Source organism: Amycolatopsis sp. cmx-11-51, from assembly GCF_047608665.1.
GTDB lineage: Bacteria > Actinomycetota > Actinomycetes > Mycobacteriales > Pseudonocardiaceae > Amycolatopsis.
Map to the genome: position 1 here is coordinate 1,314,791 of NZ_JADNQO010000001.1, position 16,203 is coordinate 1,330,993.

The window sequence follows — 16,203 nt, forward strand, 5'->3', positions numbered from 1 at the left end:
CCCCCTGGTGTTCAGCGTGTGGTCGTGAGTGCGCTGGCGAGCCGGGCATCGTGTGCGGGCTTCTTGCTGAGTGGCTTGCCACCGGGGCCGGTGCACGGTGCCCCCGGCTGGGCCTTGCACCAGGCGCAGGCCACGGCGAGGTAGGTGCGGCGGGCCTCGACTTCGGCCTCGGCGTACTCGGGGTCGGCTCCCCGGGTGATGGCGAGTGCCGCGGTGACGCGGGCGACGCCGTCGCGAATGGCACGCAGGTCGGGTCGGCGCTCGATCGCACGCGCTCGCAACTCGGCGGTGTGTCGGCGCTCGGCGGCGTCACGGCGAACGGCACGCCAGTACTCGACGATGTCGGCTGGCATGACGGTTTCGCCGTTGTGCCTGTAGTGCTCGCGGACCGCCGCGCCAGCGATGTCGGCCGGAACGTCGTCGAGGATGCCGGCCCACATGGTGAGCACGTCGGGATCGGGTTGGGGCACTTTCGGGTCGACGGCCGAGGCGGCGCCGAGCAGCGCGGCGACCGCTGTGCGGTTCATGACTGGACTCCGTCGGCGACGAGCAGTTCGACCGGTTCGGCATCGGCAGGGGCGGACTCGGCGGCGAGCGCGAGCCATCCGCGGACCTTCTCGCCTCGGACACTGCGCGGCGCCGGTGAACGAGTTGTCGGCCGCTCGGCGCGCCGGGTGGCCTTGACCGCGTCGTCGTACAGGTGTGGCAGCAGACCGGGCCGAGCGTCCGGTCGGCGGTCCCACTCGTCGAGTGCGGCACGCAGCGGGACCAGGGCGCCACCGTCGCGCAGGATGCCGTCAGCCTGCTTGGCGAGCGCGCGAATCATCGCCGGTCGGTAGGCGGCGCCGGTCTGGTCGTGCCAGGACGTGACCAGGCGGTAGGCGTCGGGCCGGGACGCAGTGGCCGAGAGTTCGGCGGGCGTGGCGGTGCCTCGCGTACGTGGGCGCGCGTGATGGCTTAGTTCCGTAGTTCGGTTCTGTAGTTCCGGTTCACCTTGGGGTGTCGCTGTGACACCCACGTGGGGTGTCTGTCCGACGTTCCCGGGGTGCCGCCCTGACTCGGGGGGAGTGCCGTTCTGGCCCCCAGGGGAGTCGGTGTGGCCCCCCGTCGGGGGTGTCACGGAGTCACGGGTGCCGGGCGTGTGGATCATGAGCCGGTACTCGCTTGAGGTGTCTGCGCCGGTGCCCCGTTGACGTCGGGTGCGTGCGATCAACCGGCGTTCGACGAGCGCGTCAAGTCCGCGCATGACGGTCCGTCGGGATGCTTCGGTCTCGCGGGCGAGGGTGCCGAGCGACGTCGTGGCGTAGCCGTCGCGGTTGGCGTGCTCGGCGAGCGCGTAGAGCACGAGTTTCGGCATGGGCGCGCCGGCCTGCTGCTCGGCGGCCCAACGCACAGCCTGAACGCTCATCGATCCACCGCAGCGTCGTACTCGTCGGCGACCATGAAGAAATCGGTGTCGAGCAACTCGGCGACCTGGTCAAGGGTGTCGCCGCGCCGACGAGCGATCCGGACGACCTCGAACATCTCGCGTGGGTGCAACTCGTCATACGTGCGTCGGCCGTTGAGCGCGGCCTCGACGGCGAGCGCGTCGAGCTTGCGCACGGGCGCTGCCGCGGTCCTGGTGCTGGGAAATTCGATGATCACGTGTCCCCCTGGGGTGGCGCAGCGGCGGACACGGGCGCGCTTCACCGCGCCCGCCACTGGTTTGCGACGTGCAATAAGTTGTTGCAGGGCTTAAAAAATGCGAGTGCGAGGAACGCTAAGACCGCCTCAGTGCGGTTTGTGCCATAAATGGCACAGCGAGCCACTTTCACTCGATCGGCGTAAGAGCTTCCTTTTGCGCGATCCACACCCGGTTTCGGCTTGCGCGGCGGCTTCGCCGGCGGCTGCGGTATTCGCCGCACGGCACGATCAGCCGACGCGCGGCCCAGGTACCGAGTACGGACGGCAAGACGTTCGGCGAGTGTGGTTCGACGTCCTTGGGGACGGCCTTGCGGACGTCTTCGGCGGTGAACGGCCTGCCGTCGCGGACCAGTTGGGCGATTGCTGTCTCGGCGGCGGCCCGGTAGTCGCGGTTCACGGCGACCGCGGCGGCGAGGTTGGCCTCTTGGCCGGCGTGCCGGTCGGCGAACCCTAGGGCGAGCTGGTCGGCCATGGCGTGGATCCCTCCCACGGACGCGACCGGATCTCGCGCGCCCACTCGGCCAGATCCGCCAACAGATCGCGGTGTCCGGACAGGTCGCGGATTAGTCGCGCTGGTGTCCGGTTGGCGATCACCTCGGAGCCCTTCGCGCTGGTCGCGGTCATCGCTCACCGTCCGCGGCATCCGTTGGCGCGGCCGGCCAGTCGTCGACGACCTCCGCGTCGACGACGTCCTCGGCGGTGGGCAGGGTGACCGGCGCGGCCGGCGGCGTCTCGGGCGGCGGCCCGTCGGGCTGCCAGACGCGCTCGGCGCTGGTCGGTACCCACTTCGCGAGCTGGTGCGCGGCCGACTTGAGCCACATCGCCTTGGGATTCCACTGCCACGGCGAGTACGGCGAGTCGGCACCCTCAGCTTTGGACAGAATCACGGCGATGTCTTCGCCGGAGAGCACGACAACGTTGCTGATCACGCCATCGCGCATCTTTGCGTAGGCGTAGGCGAGCACCAGGTCGCCGCGGTCGGCACGCCAGTTGATCTCATGCACCGGTCGGTCGTGCTCGCCGGGGTTGTAGGCGAACGTGTCGTGTTCGCGGACCACTTCGACCTTGACCGAGGACACCGCGCCGGCGCGGTACATGAGTTCGACTTCGCCCTGATAGCCGGTGATGCCGAGGACTTCGGGACCGTGCTTGGTCTTGCGCGGCACGAGGTAGTACTGCTCGGTGCCCGGCTCGAGGCCCTTGCGTGCGGCGTCGAGGAGCGCGACGAGCAACGATGTCGGGTTCTTCTCCGCGGCGTTCGCGAGTTGAGTGCTTCGGCGCAGGGCGCCAGTGGCGATGCGCAGCCAGGTCTCGGGTTTGATGTGGCTGGGGAGCACGGTCGCGAAGTCGGTGCGGTACTTGCGCACGAGCGCGGTCGGCGAGTTGTCCCGCTGGGCGACGGCTGATGTGACGGTTTGGGTGGTCATGCTGCGGCGCTCACCTTCTGCGGTGTTGACGGAACGGGAGACAGGCGCAGGAACGGCAAGGCATCGCCGCTGCCCGGTACACGGATGGCGATCGATTCGCCGGCGACCACAGCGCGCCGGCCGGAGCCGAGCGCGTCGAGTACCTCGGCGGCGGCCCGACGTTTGGCGTCCTCGGCGGCCTTGTGTTCGGCGACGGCGGCCCGGTAGCGCTCGGCGAGCGTCGGGGCGATCTCGACCTCGACGTCGTCGATGAGCGGGTGCAGCGCACGCACTGCGCGGTAGGTCGCGGTGTGCTCGTCGATGTTCGGGCGCTCGTCGCGCTCGACGGTGTCGAGGAATTCGCGGGCGGCGTCGCGGAGCACGGAAACCTCTGCAATATTCCAGTCGACGATGTACTCGCGGTAGTCCGACCCGGAGATCAACACGGCCAGGTGTGCGCGGGACAGACCGAGCGTGTCGAGCTGCCAGAGCGCTTGCGTCCGGTAGAAGATCGGCACCTCGTCGGTACCGGGTTCGCCCCATTCGTCGGCGTTGTGCGCGGTCTTGACCTCGAGCAGCGCCCGCTCGGTCAACGTGGACAACAGCCGGTCGGGGGTGGCGAGCTGCCACGGTCGCGACCGGCTCACCCATGTTCCCGTCCGGCGCGCTCGGTACTCCGGGTGCGCGTCGGCGAACGCGCGGGCGATCGGTTCCTCAAGCCACCGACCCCACCGCATGACGTCGTTGTCGACCTCCGCACCGGTGTAACCCTTTTTCTTGTGCCATAGCGAAAACCGGCTCTCCCACGGCGACAGGCCGAGCACTGCGGCGATCTCGGAGCCGCCGAGCGCGGATGCACGAGCGGCAGTCCACGCCGGCGATCCCGGCTCGAATGTGCCGATGCGCTTCGCGGCCGCGCTCACGCTACGGCCCTCTCGGCGGTGGGCCGGTCGCTGTCGTCGACCTCGAACACGGCGTCGAACGAGACAGCCAGGCCGGCGAGCGTGGCGGCGATGAACGGATTACCCGGCAACTGCTCGCCGTCGAGCACCCTGCCGACCGTGGATTGTGAGACGCCGAGACGCTTCGCGATGGCGTACCGCGTTCTCAGACCCTGGCCGGTTGCGATCTTGTCGAGCGCATCGACACGGATGCGCACTCTGACGGACATTGGCCTCCCCTGACCTACTTCCGTGGGCAGAAGATTTCTGCCCGGAAGATCGACCTTAGAGGCGAACGCGAACGAGTTTCAACGGTTGCGTGCGCGGAAGTACCAGGTAAGACATACGAAGGTCAATATGTCACTACTTCCGCGCATGGAAGTAAGATGGGCGCTATGGCTTACACGTGGTGGCGCTACATCGACTCGCTTCTCGTTGAGCGTGGCTGGAAACCGGCCGACCTGTCCCGGGCATCCGGAGTCTCCGAGAGTCGGCTCTCGGACTGGCGGCACCGTGGCTCACCACCGGCGATAGCCAACGCGCGAGCCGTCGCCCGGGCGCTCGACACTCCGCTCGTTCCCCTGCTTGCGGCTGCCGGCGTGCTCACGATCGACGAAGCGCGCCAGGGGCTCTCGACGTACAGCGTTGACGAACTCCTCGACGAGATCCGGGTGAGGTTCAACGACATTCGGGAAGATCTCGAAGGTTTGGAAGTGACTCATCCCACACGGGATACGGCTAACCGGCTCCAGTTGGTTGCCGACAACCCAGATAGGGAGCCGTTGAGGATTCAACAAGAACGGGCATGGGCGAGCGATGCTGAGTTGCCCGACCCGCCCGGCCCGGAGACGGGCGCCTGAGCTGACTCCCCGGGTAGCGAAGGGGAGGAACGTTTGGAATGGGGACGAGTCTACGAACCGTCGAAGCACGCTTTGGCGCTCGGTGTCCAAGTGGTCGAGTCCGACTCGGTCCGGGGCTGGGGCGACTACCGCGGCGGCCGGATCCGGCTTAACCCGATCTTGAATCAGGTCGAGGCGAGGTGCACGGTCGCGCACGAAATCGTCCACCATGAGCGGCGCGACGACGTGCTCGGTTACTGCGGAGTGGGCTGGTTCGACAGCAGGCTTGAGCGGCGCGTGCACGCCATCGCCGCTCGTCGGCTGATCATCGTTCCGGAACTCGTCGACGCTGTGCGCTGGTCGGATGATGCCGACGAGATCGCCGAACAGCTCGTCGTAGACCCGCGCACACTTTACGTCCGGTTGGGTGATCTCTCCGTGCTGGAACATCGCGAGGTCGGCAAGCGGACCCGCGGCCAGTCGGCGCGGTCGCTTGGTGACCTGCGGCGGTATGCGGCGCGGCAGCTTCGGCGGCGCGCGGCGAGCTAAGACTTGGGCAGGGCGTGCAATGCCGCCGGTAGCTCGGTGATGCTGGACAGCACCGTGACTTGCTTGAGTACCTCGGGGTCGGGTGGAAAGTGCGGGTTGGGGACCGCGTAGACCGTCATACCTGCCGCAAGGGCAGCCTTCAATCCGTTGGTGGAGTCCTCGACCGCTACGCACTGCTCCGGGGCGACTCCTAGCAGGTCAGCGGCGTACAAGTACACATCTGGTGCTGGCTTGCCTTTGCCTTCGAGCGTTACTCCGTTGGTGTGCAATTTCCGGGTTTTGGTGTTCCCAGCGCCGACCTGCTCCGAGGACACCGCCGTCGGCACCGGTAGCCGCGTGATGTCCAGGAACGCCTTGATCAGCAGCGGCGGCGACGAACTCGCGATCGCCACCGGCCAGTGTTTCGCGACCTCGCGCACGACGTCCGGTCCGCCCGGGATGATGGGCGGCTTCTCCGCGTACCGCCGCGCCATCCGCTCGATCACCACCTGCGCGACGTCCGCCGGGCGGAGCTGAACGCCCAGGTCGTGCGCCAGGTAGGCGGCCCACTCCGGGGTGCTCATCCCCTGCATCGCCCTGGTCGATTCGTCACGCCAGGTGCCGTGGAACTCGTGGGCGACCGCCCGCCGGACCTCGTCCCACATCTTTTCCGAATCCACCAGGACACCGTCGAGATCGAAGATCACCGCTTCCACACCCCCAACCCTAGGCCGAGGCGACCTGTGCGGCAGATTACTTAGCCATGCTCAGTAATTTTAGTTAGCATGACTAAGTGACCCCGAGAGTCGCCGACCTCGTCCACCGGCTCCGCCCGCTGTACTACCTCGTACGCCGGAGGACCCCGCAGGTGCGGCTCAGCCTCACCCAGGGTTCGGAGCTGCTGAACGGCTCGGCCTGCTCAGCCGCCGTCCGGGCCGTGCTCGTCGAGGTCACCGAGGTGGGGCAGCGCTTCCATCGCCGGCTGATCGTCGCCCATCGAAGCCGCGCTCCCCGCTCTGACGAAAGTCGCTGCGGCACGAATCCAGGAAGACAAGAAGGAGGAACTGATCCGCGATGAGCGCTGAGTCTCACTCGAGCCTGTTGGACGCCCTCAAAGGACAGCCCAAACAGGTATGGATCACCGCGTTCGCCGCGGTCATCGCGTTCATGGGGATCGGGCTGGTCGACCCGATCCTGCTGTCGATCGCCGAGGGCCTGCACGCGACGCCGTCCGAGGTGACGCTGCTGTTCTCCAGCTATCTCGGCGTCCAGGCGATCGCCATGCTGGTGACCGGCGCGATGAGTGCCCGGTTCGGGGCCAAGCGGACCGTGGTCGTCGGGCTGACGCTGGTCGTCGTCGCCACCGCGCTGTGTGCCGCGTCCGGGTCGATCGAGCAGCTCATCGGGCTGCGCGCGCTCTGGGGTCTCGGCAACGCCTTCTTCATCGCGACCGCGCTTTCGGTCATCGTCGGCGCCGCGACCGGCGGCCAGTCGGGCGCGATCCTGCTCTACGAAGCCGCGCTCGGTGTCGGCCTCGCGGTCGGCCCGCTGCTGGGCGCGCTGCTCGGCAGCATCTCGTGGCGTGGCCCGTTCATCGGCACTTCGCTGCTGATGCTGTGCGGTCTCGTGCTTTGCTCGATCTTTCTGACCAGTGACGCCAAGGCGCGGCGGCCGAAGGTCCGCCTGCTCGATCCGTTCCGCGCGCTGAAGCACGGCGGGCTCCTGCGTACCTCGATCGGTTCCGCGCTCTACACCGCCGCGTTCTTCGTGGTGCTGGCCTGGTCGCCGTTCGTGCTGGAGTGGAGCGCCGTCGCCGTCGGCCTGATCTTCTGCGGCTGGGGCCTTTCGGTCGCCGTCGCGGGAGTGGTGCTGGCGCCGAAACTCGCCGCGAAGCTCGGTGAACGGCACGCGACCGTGGTCGCCGTCTTCGGGTACGGCGTACTGCTGCTGATCATGGCGATCCCGAGCAAGCCGGTGCTGGTCGTCGGCATCATCCTGTCGGGGCTGGTCTCCGGCCTGCTGAACACGCTCTTCACCGGGACGGCCATGTCGATCAGCGACGCCCCGCGTCCGGTCGCGAGCGCCGGGTACAACTTCTGCCGCTGGCTCGGCGGCGCGGTCGCCGCGACCGTCGTCGGTCACCTTGCCGAGTGGTTCGGCGCCAAGCAGGCGCCGTTCGTGATCGCCGCGATCCTGTGCGTCCTCGCCGGAGCGCTGCTGACGATCCGCGAAAAGTCCGCGGACCCGCACACGATTCCGGCCGAAGCGGTCCTCGTCGGCGAAGAGATGTAGTCCGTACAAAAGGTGAACGCCGGACCAACGGGGGGTTTCCTCCCGCTGGTCCGGTGTCTAGCGTCGACCTCCCGAACTGCCTGACCGGAGGTCCGCGTGAAGTTCCTTCCGTTGCTGGCCGGCCACTCACCAAGCCGGGCGTCAGTGACCTGTACCTACCGCTGTGGCGACGCGTGCTTCCACGACGCGCCGAACACCTCGGACAACCCCACCTTCGCCGACGTGCTCGGCGCGGTGAGCCGCCGTGGCGCGCTGAAGGCGAGCGCCGTCGTCGCGCTGGTCGCCGGTGCGCCACTCGCGCTCACCGCGCCCGCCACCGCCGCGCCGGCGGGGAACAGCAGGCCCAAACCTTCACCCGGCACCGACTACAAGCGGGTCCAGCCCAACACGCTCGACGCCGTCGTGGTGCCCGAGGGCTATCAACAGGGCATTGTCATCCGCTGGGGTGACGCGGTGCTGCCCGGTGCGCCGGAGTTCGACTTCGACAACCAGACCGCCGCGGCGCAGGCGAAGCAGTTCGGCTACAACTGCGACTTCGCCGCGCTGCTTCCCCTGGACCATTCCGGGCTTTCCTCGCTGCTGGTGACGAACCACGAGTACACGTCGGAAGAGTTCATGTTCCGCGGGTACGACCGGAACAACCCGACCGTGGAACAGGTCGAGATCGCCTGGGCCGCCCATGGCCTGACCGTCGTCCAGGTCACGCGTGGGCGGGACACCGGGCACCTGCGGCCGAAGATGTCCCGCTACAACCGGCGGATCACACTGCACACCCCGTTCAAGGTGACCGGCCCGGCGGCGGGCAGCGATCTGCTCAAGACCGCCGCCGATCCCACCGGAACGGTCGTGCTGGGCACGATGAACAACTGCGCCGGTGGTGTCACGCCGTGGGGCACGATCCTGTCCGGCGAGGAGAACATCAACCAGTACTTCGGGAACGCGGACACGGTGACCGATCCCGTGGCGCGCAAGCGTTACGCGCGCTACGGCATCAACGGCACCGCGACCACCAGGAAGTGGGAGCGGTTCGACGCGCGCTGGGACATCGCCAGGGAACGGAACGAGGCCCACCGGTTCGGCTGGGTGATCGAACTGGATCCGAACGATCCGGACAGCACCCCGGTCAAGCACACGCATCTGGGCCGGTTCAAGCACGAGACGGCGAACATCCGCGTCGCCAAGGACGGCCGCGTGGTCGCCTACTCCGGTGACGACGAGCGTTTCGAGTACATCTACAAGTTCATCTCGAAGGGCCGGATGAAGCCGGGTGACAGCGGCCATGCCCGGCGGCACAACATGACCCTGCTCGACGACGGCACACTGTACGTCGGCCGGTTCACCGGCGACAGCCCCGCCGCCGAGATCGACGGCACCGGGAAACTGCCCGGTGACGGCGAATTCGACGGCAGCGGCGAATGGATCCCGCTGGCGTCGGGCAGGAAGTCCTTTGTGGACGGAATGACCGCTGAAGAGGTGTACGTGTTCACCCGTGAGGCGGCCGACCGGGTGGGTGCCACCAAGATGGACCGCCCGGAGGACATCCAGGCGCATCCGCGTACCGGCCGGATCTACTGCGCGCTGAGCAACAACGTCGACCGCGGCAAGCCGGGCAAAGAGGGCGCCACCGAGCCCAATCCGCGGCTGAACAACAAACACGGTCAGGTGCTGGAGTTCGAAGAGCGGCGCGGGGACGCGCTCGCGCTGACGTTCAGCTGGCGGCTGTTCCTGGTGTGCGGCGACCCGGCCTCGCCGGACACCTACTTCGCCGGGTTCCCCAAGGACCAGGTCTCGCCGATCTCCAGCCCGGACAACGTGGCCTTCGACAAGCACGGCAACCTCTGGATCTCCACCGACTCGGCGGGCGCGCTGGGCATCAACGACGGCCTGTACTCGGTGCCGCTGGAGGGCCGCAACCGCGGGGAGCTGAAGCTGTTCCTCACCGTGCCTCGCGGCGCGGAGACCTGTGGCCCGATCGTCGAGGAGAAGATCGTCACGGTCTGTGTCCAGCATCCGGGTGAAGTGGACGGGGCGAATGCCGACAGACCGGCCTCCCATTGGCCGGACGGCGGCGAAAACCAGCCCCGGCCGTCGGTGGTGGCGGTGTGGAAACCCGGCAGGCGCGGCCTGGCCGACATCGGTTCTTAGTCGGTCAGCAACGTCCTAGCAGTACTTTCCGTCGATGGCGCGCGGTCGGTCCCGGCAGCGCGCCATCGCTCGTTCGCGCGCTGTTCATCTGTCGTCCAGGACTGGATCGTTTTGGTCGCTTAACGTCACGTCGTTCCCCCGACTGGACTATGTGAACCCACCGCGAACATGGAGGCCCTGTGTCCTTCGAGCCTCAGCGGCTCCTGCCGTTGATCACCTCCCATCCCGGCGGCCGCTCCGCGGTCACCTGTGAGTACCGCTGCGGCAACGCGTGTGCCCACCCCGAGCCCAACACCTCGGACAACGAGTACTTCGGCGACGTCGTCAAGAACGTGCTGTCCCGGCGCGGCGCGCTGAAGGCCAGTGCGGTGATGGCCGCCGCCGCGGGTGGCTTCGCCGCGCTGTCCGGCACGGCCGCGGCCGCCGAACCGGCCGACGTCGCCGCCGCGGGCCACGGCAAGCCGGGCCGCCCCGGTCGTCCGGTGCCCGGCACCGACTTCGACGCGGTGCCGCCGAACACGCTCGACGCGGTCACCATCCCCGAGGGTTACGACCAGCGCGTCGTCATCCGCTGGGGCGACGCCGTCGAATTCGGCGCGCCGAAGTTCGACTTCGCGAAGCAGACCGCGGCCGCGCAGGCGAAGCAGTTCGGCTACAACTGCGACTTCGTCGGCCTGATCCCGCAGGACCCGCTGGGCATCCGGAACCTGCTGGTGGTGAACCACGAGTACACCACCGAGGTCCACATGTTCCCGGCCGACCAGTACGACCCGGCCAATCCGACCGAGGAACAGGTCAAGATCGCCTGGGCGGCACACGGCCTCTCGGTCGTCCAGACTTTCCGCGACCCGATCGGTGGCGCCCTGCGCGCGGTGCCGAGCCCGTTCAACCGCCGCATCACGCTGAACACCGCCTTCGAGGTGCGCGGCCCGGCCGCCGGTTCGAAGTACCTCAAGACCGCCGCGGACCCGACCGGCCGCAAGGTCTCCGGCACGCAGAACAACTGCGCCGGCGGCGTGACCCCTTGGGGCACGGTGCTTTCCGGTGAAGAGAACGTCAACCAGTACTTCGCGAACGCGGCGAGCGTCACCGACCCGGTCGCGGCCGCGCGGCTGAAGCGCTACGGCTTCTCCGGCACCGCGAGCACCCGTAAGTGGGAGCGGTTCGACAAACGCTGGGACCTCGCGCAGGAGCCGAACGAGGCCAACCGGTTCGGCTGGGTCGTCGAGATCGACCCGAACGACCCGAACTCGACGCCGATCAAACACACCGCGCTCGGCCGCTTCAAGCACGAGGCCGCGAACATCAAGATCACCAAGGACGGCCGCGTCGCCGTCTACTCCGGTGACGACGAGCGCTTCGAGTACATCTACAAGTTCGTCTCCAAGGGCAAGTACAAGCCGGGCAAGAGCGCGCACGCGCGGCGGCACAACTCCGCCCTGCTCGACGACGGCACCCTGTACGTCGGCCGCTTCACCGGCGACAGCCCCGGCGAGATCGACGGCACCGGAAAACTCCCCAAGGACGGCGAGTTCGACGGCGTCGGCGAGTGGATCCCGCTCGCCTCGGGCAACAAGTCCTTTGTGGACGGTTCCACCGCCGAAGAGGTCTACGTCTTCACGCGCCAGGCGGCGGACAAGGTCCAGCCGACCAAAATGGACCGCCCGGAGGACATCGAGCCGAACCCGGTCAACGGCCGGATCTACGCGGCGCTGACCAACAACAGCCAGCGTGGCCCCGCGGGCAAGGCGGACGTCGACGAGGCGAACCCGCGGCCGAACAACCGCAACGGGCACATCCTGGAGTGGGACGAGAACGGCGGGGACGCCGCGTCGACGAAGTTCTCCTGGCGCCTGCTGCTCGTCTGCGGTGACCCGAAGACCGCGGACACCTACTTCGGTGGCTTCCCGAAGGAGCAGGTCAGCCCGATCTCGTGCCCGGACAACGTCGCGTTCGACCGGCACGGGAACCTGTGGATCTCCACCGACGGCAACGCGCTCGGTTCGCACGACGGCCTGTTCTCGGTGCCGGTCGACGGTCCGGAGCGCGGGCACGTCAAGCAGTTCCTGTCGGTGCCGGTCGGCGCGGAGTGCTGCGGTCCGGTGGTGACCGACCACCTGGTGCTCGTCGCCGTACAGCACCCCGGTGAGGACGCGGCCAACTCCGGCAGCCCGACCTCGCACTGGCCGGACGGTGGCACGGCGCAGCCGCGGCCGTCGATCGTGTCGGTGTGGAAGAAGGGCCGCTGGGGCCAGGTCGGCCGCATCGGCGTCAAGTAGGGGTGGCGGGGTGCCGCCGCCGTGGGAAGACGGCGGCGGCACCGGCGATCACTCTCGGTTCTGCCTGATCGGGGCGATCGTCGACACGGTTCAGCGATTACGGAACCGGGACCGGGTAACTAGCTTCAGCCCTGTGAAAAGGGCACTGGTCTTGATGACGGCAGGGACGCTGGCACTGGTTTCGGGCATCGTTCCCGCTCAGGCACAGTCACCCGCCGTGCCGTCCGGCTGCACCGGTGGCGTCGCGCCGAATCCGAGCGTGGAGCAGGGCAGCCCACCGGCCGGGCACTCGTTCAACCCTGCCGCCCCGGTGCCGCCGAGTATGCCGAAGAGCAAACAGCCCCGGCTGTCCACCGCCGTCGGCTACCAGCAGGACGGCGGCGAGTACGCCCTCGCGACGCCGGACAAGATGGCCGGCACCGCTTACGCGGCGATGAAGTTCGTGCGCTTCTACAACGCGTCGGACAAGGTCGTACTGGAGGACAAGTTCAAGGCCACCGACGGGACACTGGCACGCCAAGTCTTCCCGCCGTCGACCGCTCCGGCGTCGGCGACCTCGGTGAAGTTCTTCGCCGCCCCCGACCGCGACTGGGTCAGGTGGGACTGCGTCCACCTGCAGGTAGCCTCGTTCGCGGCGAAGGCGGAGGTGCGGGATCCGGCGAGTGGTGCCTGGGGAACCACGGCCACCCTCGAGGCGGGCACCACCGCGAACTACCGGTTCACGGTGACCAACGACGGCACCACGACGCTGGCCGGCATCAAGGTCGACGACCCGTATTGCGACGTGAAGCCCGCGCCGATCGCGAGTCTCGACGGCGGCAAGTCCACGACCGTCACCTGCGACCACAAGAACATCACCGAAGCCGACAACGGCCATGTCAGCACCGTGACCGTCTCCAGTGGCACGTTGCCGAAGAAGATCGCGACCACGACCATCAAGGTCACTCCGCCGCCCGCGATCGACGAGATCGGCGAGTTCGTCTGGAACGACGTCGACCGGAACGGCCTGCAGGACGCCGCGGAGCCCGGTGTCCCGGGCGCGAAGGTGACTTTGAAGGACGCCTCGGGCAAGGCGCTGGGCACCGTCACCACCGACGCCGGCGGCAAGTACCGCTTCGCGAAACTGAAGGACGGCATCTACCAGATCTGCTTCGACATCAGCGCGCTTCCTGCCTACGGCTATACGTCGAAAGACGCGGGTGACGACGCGAGGGACTCCGACGCCGATCCGGCGACCGGCTGCACCGCGACCACCACGGTCGGCCCTCGGAAACGCCAGGACCTGACGCTCGCCGCGGGCCTCGTCGAGCCCACGGGCGAACTGGGCGACTTCGTCTGGCTGGACAAGGACAAGGACGGCCTGCAGACCCGGGACGAGATCGGCGTCCCGGACGTGAAGGTGACTTTGCGGGACGCGGACGGCAAGGAGGTCGGCTCTACTTTGAGCGGGCCGGACGGCCGGTACGCCTTCGAGGGCTTGCGCAGGGGCCCGTACCAGGTCTGCTTCGACGTCGGCACCCGGCAACTGACCCGGTCCGGCGCCGCGCGGTACAACGGCACGGACTCGGCGGCGGACCCCGCGACCGGGTGCACATCGGTGGCCACGCTGGGGGCGCCGGAGGATCTGAGCAGGGACGCCGGGCTGATCGAGCCCTGAATTGTCGGTGGGTACCGCTAGCGTCGCCCACCGTGACCACTCACCTGGATGCCACCCGCGAGTCCTACGACACCGTCGCCGAGGACTACGCGGTCTTGGTCGAACCGCTCTTCCGGCAGGATCCCGTCGGCCGCGCGATGCTGGCCGCGTTCGCCGAACAGGTACGCGGTCCGGTCGCCGACGTCGGTTGCGGGCCGGGGCACGTCACCGCGCATTTGGCCTCGCTCGGAGTGTCCGTGTCGGGTGTCGACTTGTCGCCAAAAATGATTGATGTCGCCCGACGTCAGTTCCCTGACCTGCGGTTTTCCGTCGGCTCGATGACCGCGCTCGACTTCCCGGACGGTGAACTGGGCGGTCTCGTCGCCTGGTGGTCGATCTTCCACCTTCCCCCGGCCGAACTCCTGGCCCTGTTCACGGAATTCCGCCGCGTGCTCGTTCCCGGCGGGCAGCTGCTGGTCGGCTTCCACGTCGGCGACGAGCGCCTCAGCCCGGAGAGGGCGTACGGCCACCCGGTCTCCTACGACGCCTACTTCCTGCGACCGGGCGCGGTCGCCGATCTGCTCGGCGAGGCGGGATTCGAGGTCACCGCACGGCTGGCCATGGAAGGGAGGAAACGACCGCAATCGTGCTTACTCGCCAAGACGGTTTGACTCGCGGGCCGCGGACCTGATCTCCTGCCAACGCAACCGAGTCGGGCGGGATCATGGCGCAAACGAGTACGACCACGGGCGAAAACACGCCAGCTTGGCCTTCGCGCTCCTGGTTCCCGCGGCCCTCGACCTGGACTTGGTTCGGGTTCGGCCTGGTGCTGGTGGTCTACGCCGACCTCGCCTGGCGCCGTCGCTGGATGAGCGACGACGGGCTGATCGTGCTGCGGACGGTCCGCCAGATCCTCGCGGGCAACGGTCCGGTGTTCAACATCGGCGAGCGGGTCGAGACCAACACCAGTCCCTTGTGGACCGTGGTACTGAGTGTTCTCGGTTTGCTACCGGGAGTGCCGCTGGAGTGGATCTCCGTGGTGACCGGGCTGGTCTTCTCGGTCGCCGGGCTGTTCTTCGGCCTGGACGGCGCCCGGCGGCTCTACCAGCCGCTGGCGTTCCACGGCCTCGCGCCCGCCGGGGCACTGGTGGTCTGCGCGCTGCCGCCGTTCCGCGACTTCGCGACGTCCGGGCTGGAGACCGGCTTGATCACCCTGTGGCTGGGCGGGACCTGGTGGCTGCTCGTCCGCTGCGTGTCCACAGTGGACGGACCGCGTACCTGGCCGGTCGCGCTGGCCGCCGGGCTGGGACCGTTGGTGCGGCCTGATCTCGCGCTTTTCAGCGGCGTCGCGTTAGTGGCGTTGCTCGTGCTTTCACGGCCAGGACTTCGCGGCGCGCTGGGCCTGGTGGCCGTGGCGGCGGTGCTCCCGTTGGCGTATCAGGTGTTCCGGATGGGCTACTACGGCCTGCTGACGCCGAACACCGCGTTGGTCAAGGAGGCGTCGGAGGCGAACTGGGCTCGAGGCTGGGCGTATCTGGTCGATCTCGTCCAGCCGTACTGGCTGGGGCTCCCGTTGTCGGTGCTCGCCGTCGCGGTCGCCACCGTTTTGTCCGCTGTGGACAAGACTTTCGCGGTGCTCACCGCGGTCCCGGTCCTCGGCGCGGTGCTGCTTTCGCTGTACGTGATCCGGGTGGGCGGGGATTTCATGCACGGGCGCATGCTGATGCCCGCCTTGTTCTGCCTGCTGCTTCCCCTACTGGCCCTGCCGCTGACCAGAGTGACCGCGGTTCTCCTCCTGGTCGTCGGCATTTGGGCGATCGTGGCCGCCGGATCGTTGCGGCCGCCGTACTCCGCCGCGCCGCGTGCCGTCGGCATCACCGACGAGCGGGCGTTCTGGTCGCGGTCGACCGGGCACGAACATCCGGTCCTGGCCGATGACTACGCCGACTACCCGTCGATGCCGGCGACGCTGGACGCCATCCGCGCCGTGGAGGGCCCGGCGGTGCTGATCCAGGACTACTCGACCAGACGCTGGTACGCGTACCCGACAGATCGGCCTTACGTGACCGTCGCCGCGGACAGCATGGGTGCCCTCGGCCTGCTGATCCCGCTCGAAACGCGGTTGCGTGATGGCTACGGTCTCGCCAATCCGTTCGCCGCGCATTCGACGTCACTCCCCAACGGCCGGACCGGGCACCAGAAGTGGCTGCCGCCGGTCTGGGAGCTGGCGAATTCGGCGCGACTCCCGATCGCCGAGGGCGGTCCGGTCCGGGCCGCGGACGTCGCCGCCGCGCGGCTGGCGCTCGACTGCCCGGAGATCGTGGCGATCGACGCGTCGGTGCGTGATCCGCTGACGGCCGGACGGTTCGCGGACAACCTCATCGGGTCGTTCACCAGGGGTTCCGTGCGGTTCCCTCGGGTGGCGTCGGTGCCGGTCGCCTGCGGGTGACTAGC

General features: G+C 68.3%; 18 protein-coding genes. 9 read left to right on the forward strand and 9 right to left on the reverse strand.

Translation table 11 applies throughout. The annotated features are described in order from the left end of the window. Positions 1 to 11 precede the first annotated feature (11 nt). The 8 genes from ACM6LU_RS06600 to ACM6LU_RS06635 form a co-directional block, all read right to left on the reverse strand. Entirely contained in the window at positions 12 to 527 is a 516-nt protein-coding gene (locus ACM6LU_RS06600; RefSeq protein ID WP_414936641.1) for a hypothetical protein, read from the reverse strand. Continuing rightward, on the reverse strand, positions 524 to 1,408 hold the full coding sequence (locus ACM6LU_RS06605) for a helix-turn-helix domain-containing protein (protein ID WP_414936642.1): 885 nt from the start codon (positions 1,406 to 1,408) through the stop codon (positions 524 to 526). The genes ACM6LU_RS06600 and ACM6LU_RS06605 overlap by 4 nt, the downstream gene beginning before the upstream one ends. Next, on the reverse strand, positions 1,405 to 1,644 hold the full coding sequence (locus ACM6LU_RS06610; protein WP_414936643.1) for a hypothetical protein: 240 nt from the start codon (positions 1,642 to 1,644) through the stop codon (positions 1,405 to 1,407). Before ACM6LU_RS06610 ends, ACM6LU_RS06605 begins: the two co-directional genes overlap by 4 nt. 166 nt (positions 1,645 to 1,810) lie before the next feature. After that, the gene (locus ACM6LU_RS06615; RefSeq protein WP_414936644.1) at positions 1,811 to 2,155 is read right to left on the reverse strand and encodes a hypothetical protein; all 345 of its coding nucleotides are present in this window, start codon (positions 2,153 to 2,155) and stop codon (positions 1,811 to 1,813) included. Next, positions 2,134 to 2,307, reverse strand: coding sequence for a hypothetical protein (locus tag ACM6LU_RS06620; protein ID WP_414936645.1), 174 nt, complete (start codon positions 2,305 to 2,307; stop codon positions 2,134 to 2,136). The genes ACM6LU_RS06615 and ACM6LU_RS06620 overlap by 22 nt, the downstream gene beginning before the upstream one ends. After that, entirely contained in the window at positions 2,304 to 3,110 is an 807-nt protein-coding gene (locus ACM6LU_RS06625) for a recombinase RecT (RefSeq protein ID WP_414936646.1), read from the reverse strand. The genes ACM6LU_RS06620 and ACM6LU_RS06625 overlap by 4 nt, the downstream gene beginning before the upstream one ends. Next, a complete protein-coding gene (locus ACM6LU_RS06630) occupies positions 3,107 to 4,012 on the reverse strand; it encodes a YqaJ viral recombinase family protein (RefSeq protein WP_414936647.1) in 906 nt (301 codons plus the stop codon). The genes ACM6LU_RS06625 and ACM6LU_RS06630 overlap by 4 nt, the downstream gene beginning before the upstream one ends. Next, complete coding sequence (locus ACM6LU_RS06635; protein ID WP_414936648.1) at positions 4,009 to 4,248, reverse strand: helix-turn-helix domain-containing protein; 240 nt, start codon at positions 4,246 to 4,248, stop codon at positions 4,009 to 4,011. Before ACM6LU_RS06635 ends, ACM6LU_RS06630 begins: the two co-directional genes overlap by 4 nt. Positions 4,249 to 4,425: 177 nt before the next feature. Here ACM6LU_RS06635 and ACM6LU_RS06640 point away from each other — a divergent pair, with 177 nt between their 5' ends. Continuing rightward, entirely contained in the window at positions 4,426 to 4,890 is a 465-nt protein-coding gene (locus ACM6LU_RS06640; RefSeq protein ID WP_414936649.1) for a helix-turn-helix domain-containing protein, read from the forward strand. 33 nt (positions 4,891 to 4,923) lie between these two features. Continuing rightward, positions 4,924 to 5,418 (forward strand): hypothetical protein, encoded by a 495-nt coding sequence (locus ACM6LU_RS06645; RefSeq protein ID WP_414936650.1) that lies wholly within the window; start codon positions 4,924 to 4,926, stop codon positions 5,416 to 5,418. On the opposite strand, the gene ACM6LU_RS06650 is transcribed toward ACM6LU_RS06645, so the two are convergent. Continuing rightward, a complete protein-coding gene (locus tag ACM6LU_RS06650) occupies positions 5,415 to 6,113 on the reverse strand; it encodes an HAD family hydrolase (RefSeq protein WP_414936651.1) in 699 nt (232 codons plus the stop codon). The two genes, ACM6LU_RS06645 and ACM6LU_RS06650, sit on opposite strands and share 4 nt — an antisense overlap. A 77-nt stretch (positions 6,114 to 6,190) precedes the next feature. On the opposite strand from ACM6LU_RS06650, the gene ACM6LU_RS06655 reads away from it, so the two are divergent. From ACM6LU_RS06655 to ACM6LU_RS06685, 7 genes are all read left to right on the forward strand, one after another. Next, on the forward strand, positions 6,191 to 6,475 hold the full coding sequence (locus ACM6LU_RS06655) for a hypothetical protein (RefSeq protein WP_414936652.1): 285 nt from the start codon (positions 6,191 to 6,193) through the stop codon (positions 6,473 to 6,475). Beyond that, positions 6,472 to 7,689, forward strand: coding sequence for an MFS transporter (locus tag ACM6LU_RS06660; protein ID WP_414936653.1), 1,218 nt, complete (start codon positions 6,472 to 6,474; stop codon positions 7,687 to 7,689). Before ACM6LU_RS06655 ends, ACM6LU_RS06660 begins: the two co-directional genes overlap by 4 nt. A gap of 96 nt (positions 7,690 to 7,785) precedes the next feature. Continuing rightward, the gene (locus ACM6LU_RS06665; protein ID WP_414936654.1) at positions 7,786 to 9,834 is read left to right on the forward strand and encodes a PhoX family protein; all 2,049 of its coding nucleotides are present in this window, start codon (positions 7,786 to 7,788) and stop codon (positions 9,832 to 9,834) included. Positions 9,835 to 10,013: 179 nt separating this feature from the next. After that, positions 10,014 to 12,113: a PhoX family protein gene (locus tag ACM6LU_RS06670; protein ID WP_414936655.1), complete on the forward strand. Its 2,100-nt coding sequence runs from the start codon at positions 10,014 to 10,016 to the stop codon at positions 12,111 to 12,113. 133 nt (positions 12,114 to 12,246) lie between these two features. Further along, positions 12,247 to 13,770, forward strand: a complete 1,524-nt coding sequence (locus ACM6LU_RS06675; RefSeq protein WP_414936656.1) for an SdrD B-like domain-containing protein — start codon at positions 12,247 to 12,249, stop codon at positions 13,768 to 13,770. Between the two features lie 32 nt (positions 13,771 to 13,802). Then, a complete protein-coding gene (locus tag ACM6LU_RS06680; protein ID WP_414936657.1) occupies positions 13,803 to 14,420 on the forward strand; it encodes a class I SAM-dependent DNA methyltransferase in 618 nt (205 codons plus the stop codon). A gap of 53 nt (positions 14,421 to 14,473) precedes the next feature. Continuing rightward, on the forward strand, positions 14,474 to 16,198 hold the full coding sequence (locus ACM6LU_RS06685; RefSeq protein WP_414936658.1) for a hypothetical protein: 1,725 nt from the start codon (positions 14,474 to 14,476) through the stop codon (positions 16,196 to 16,198). The last annotated feature ends 5 nt before the right edge of the window (positions 16,199 to 16,203 follow it).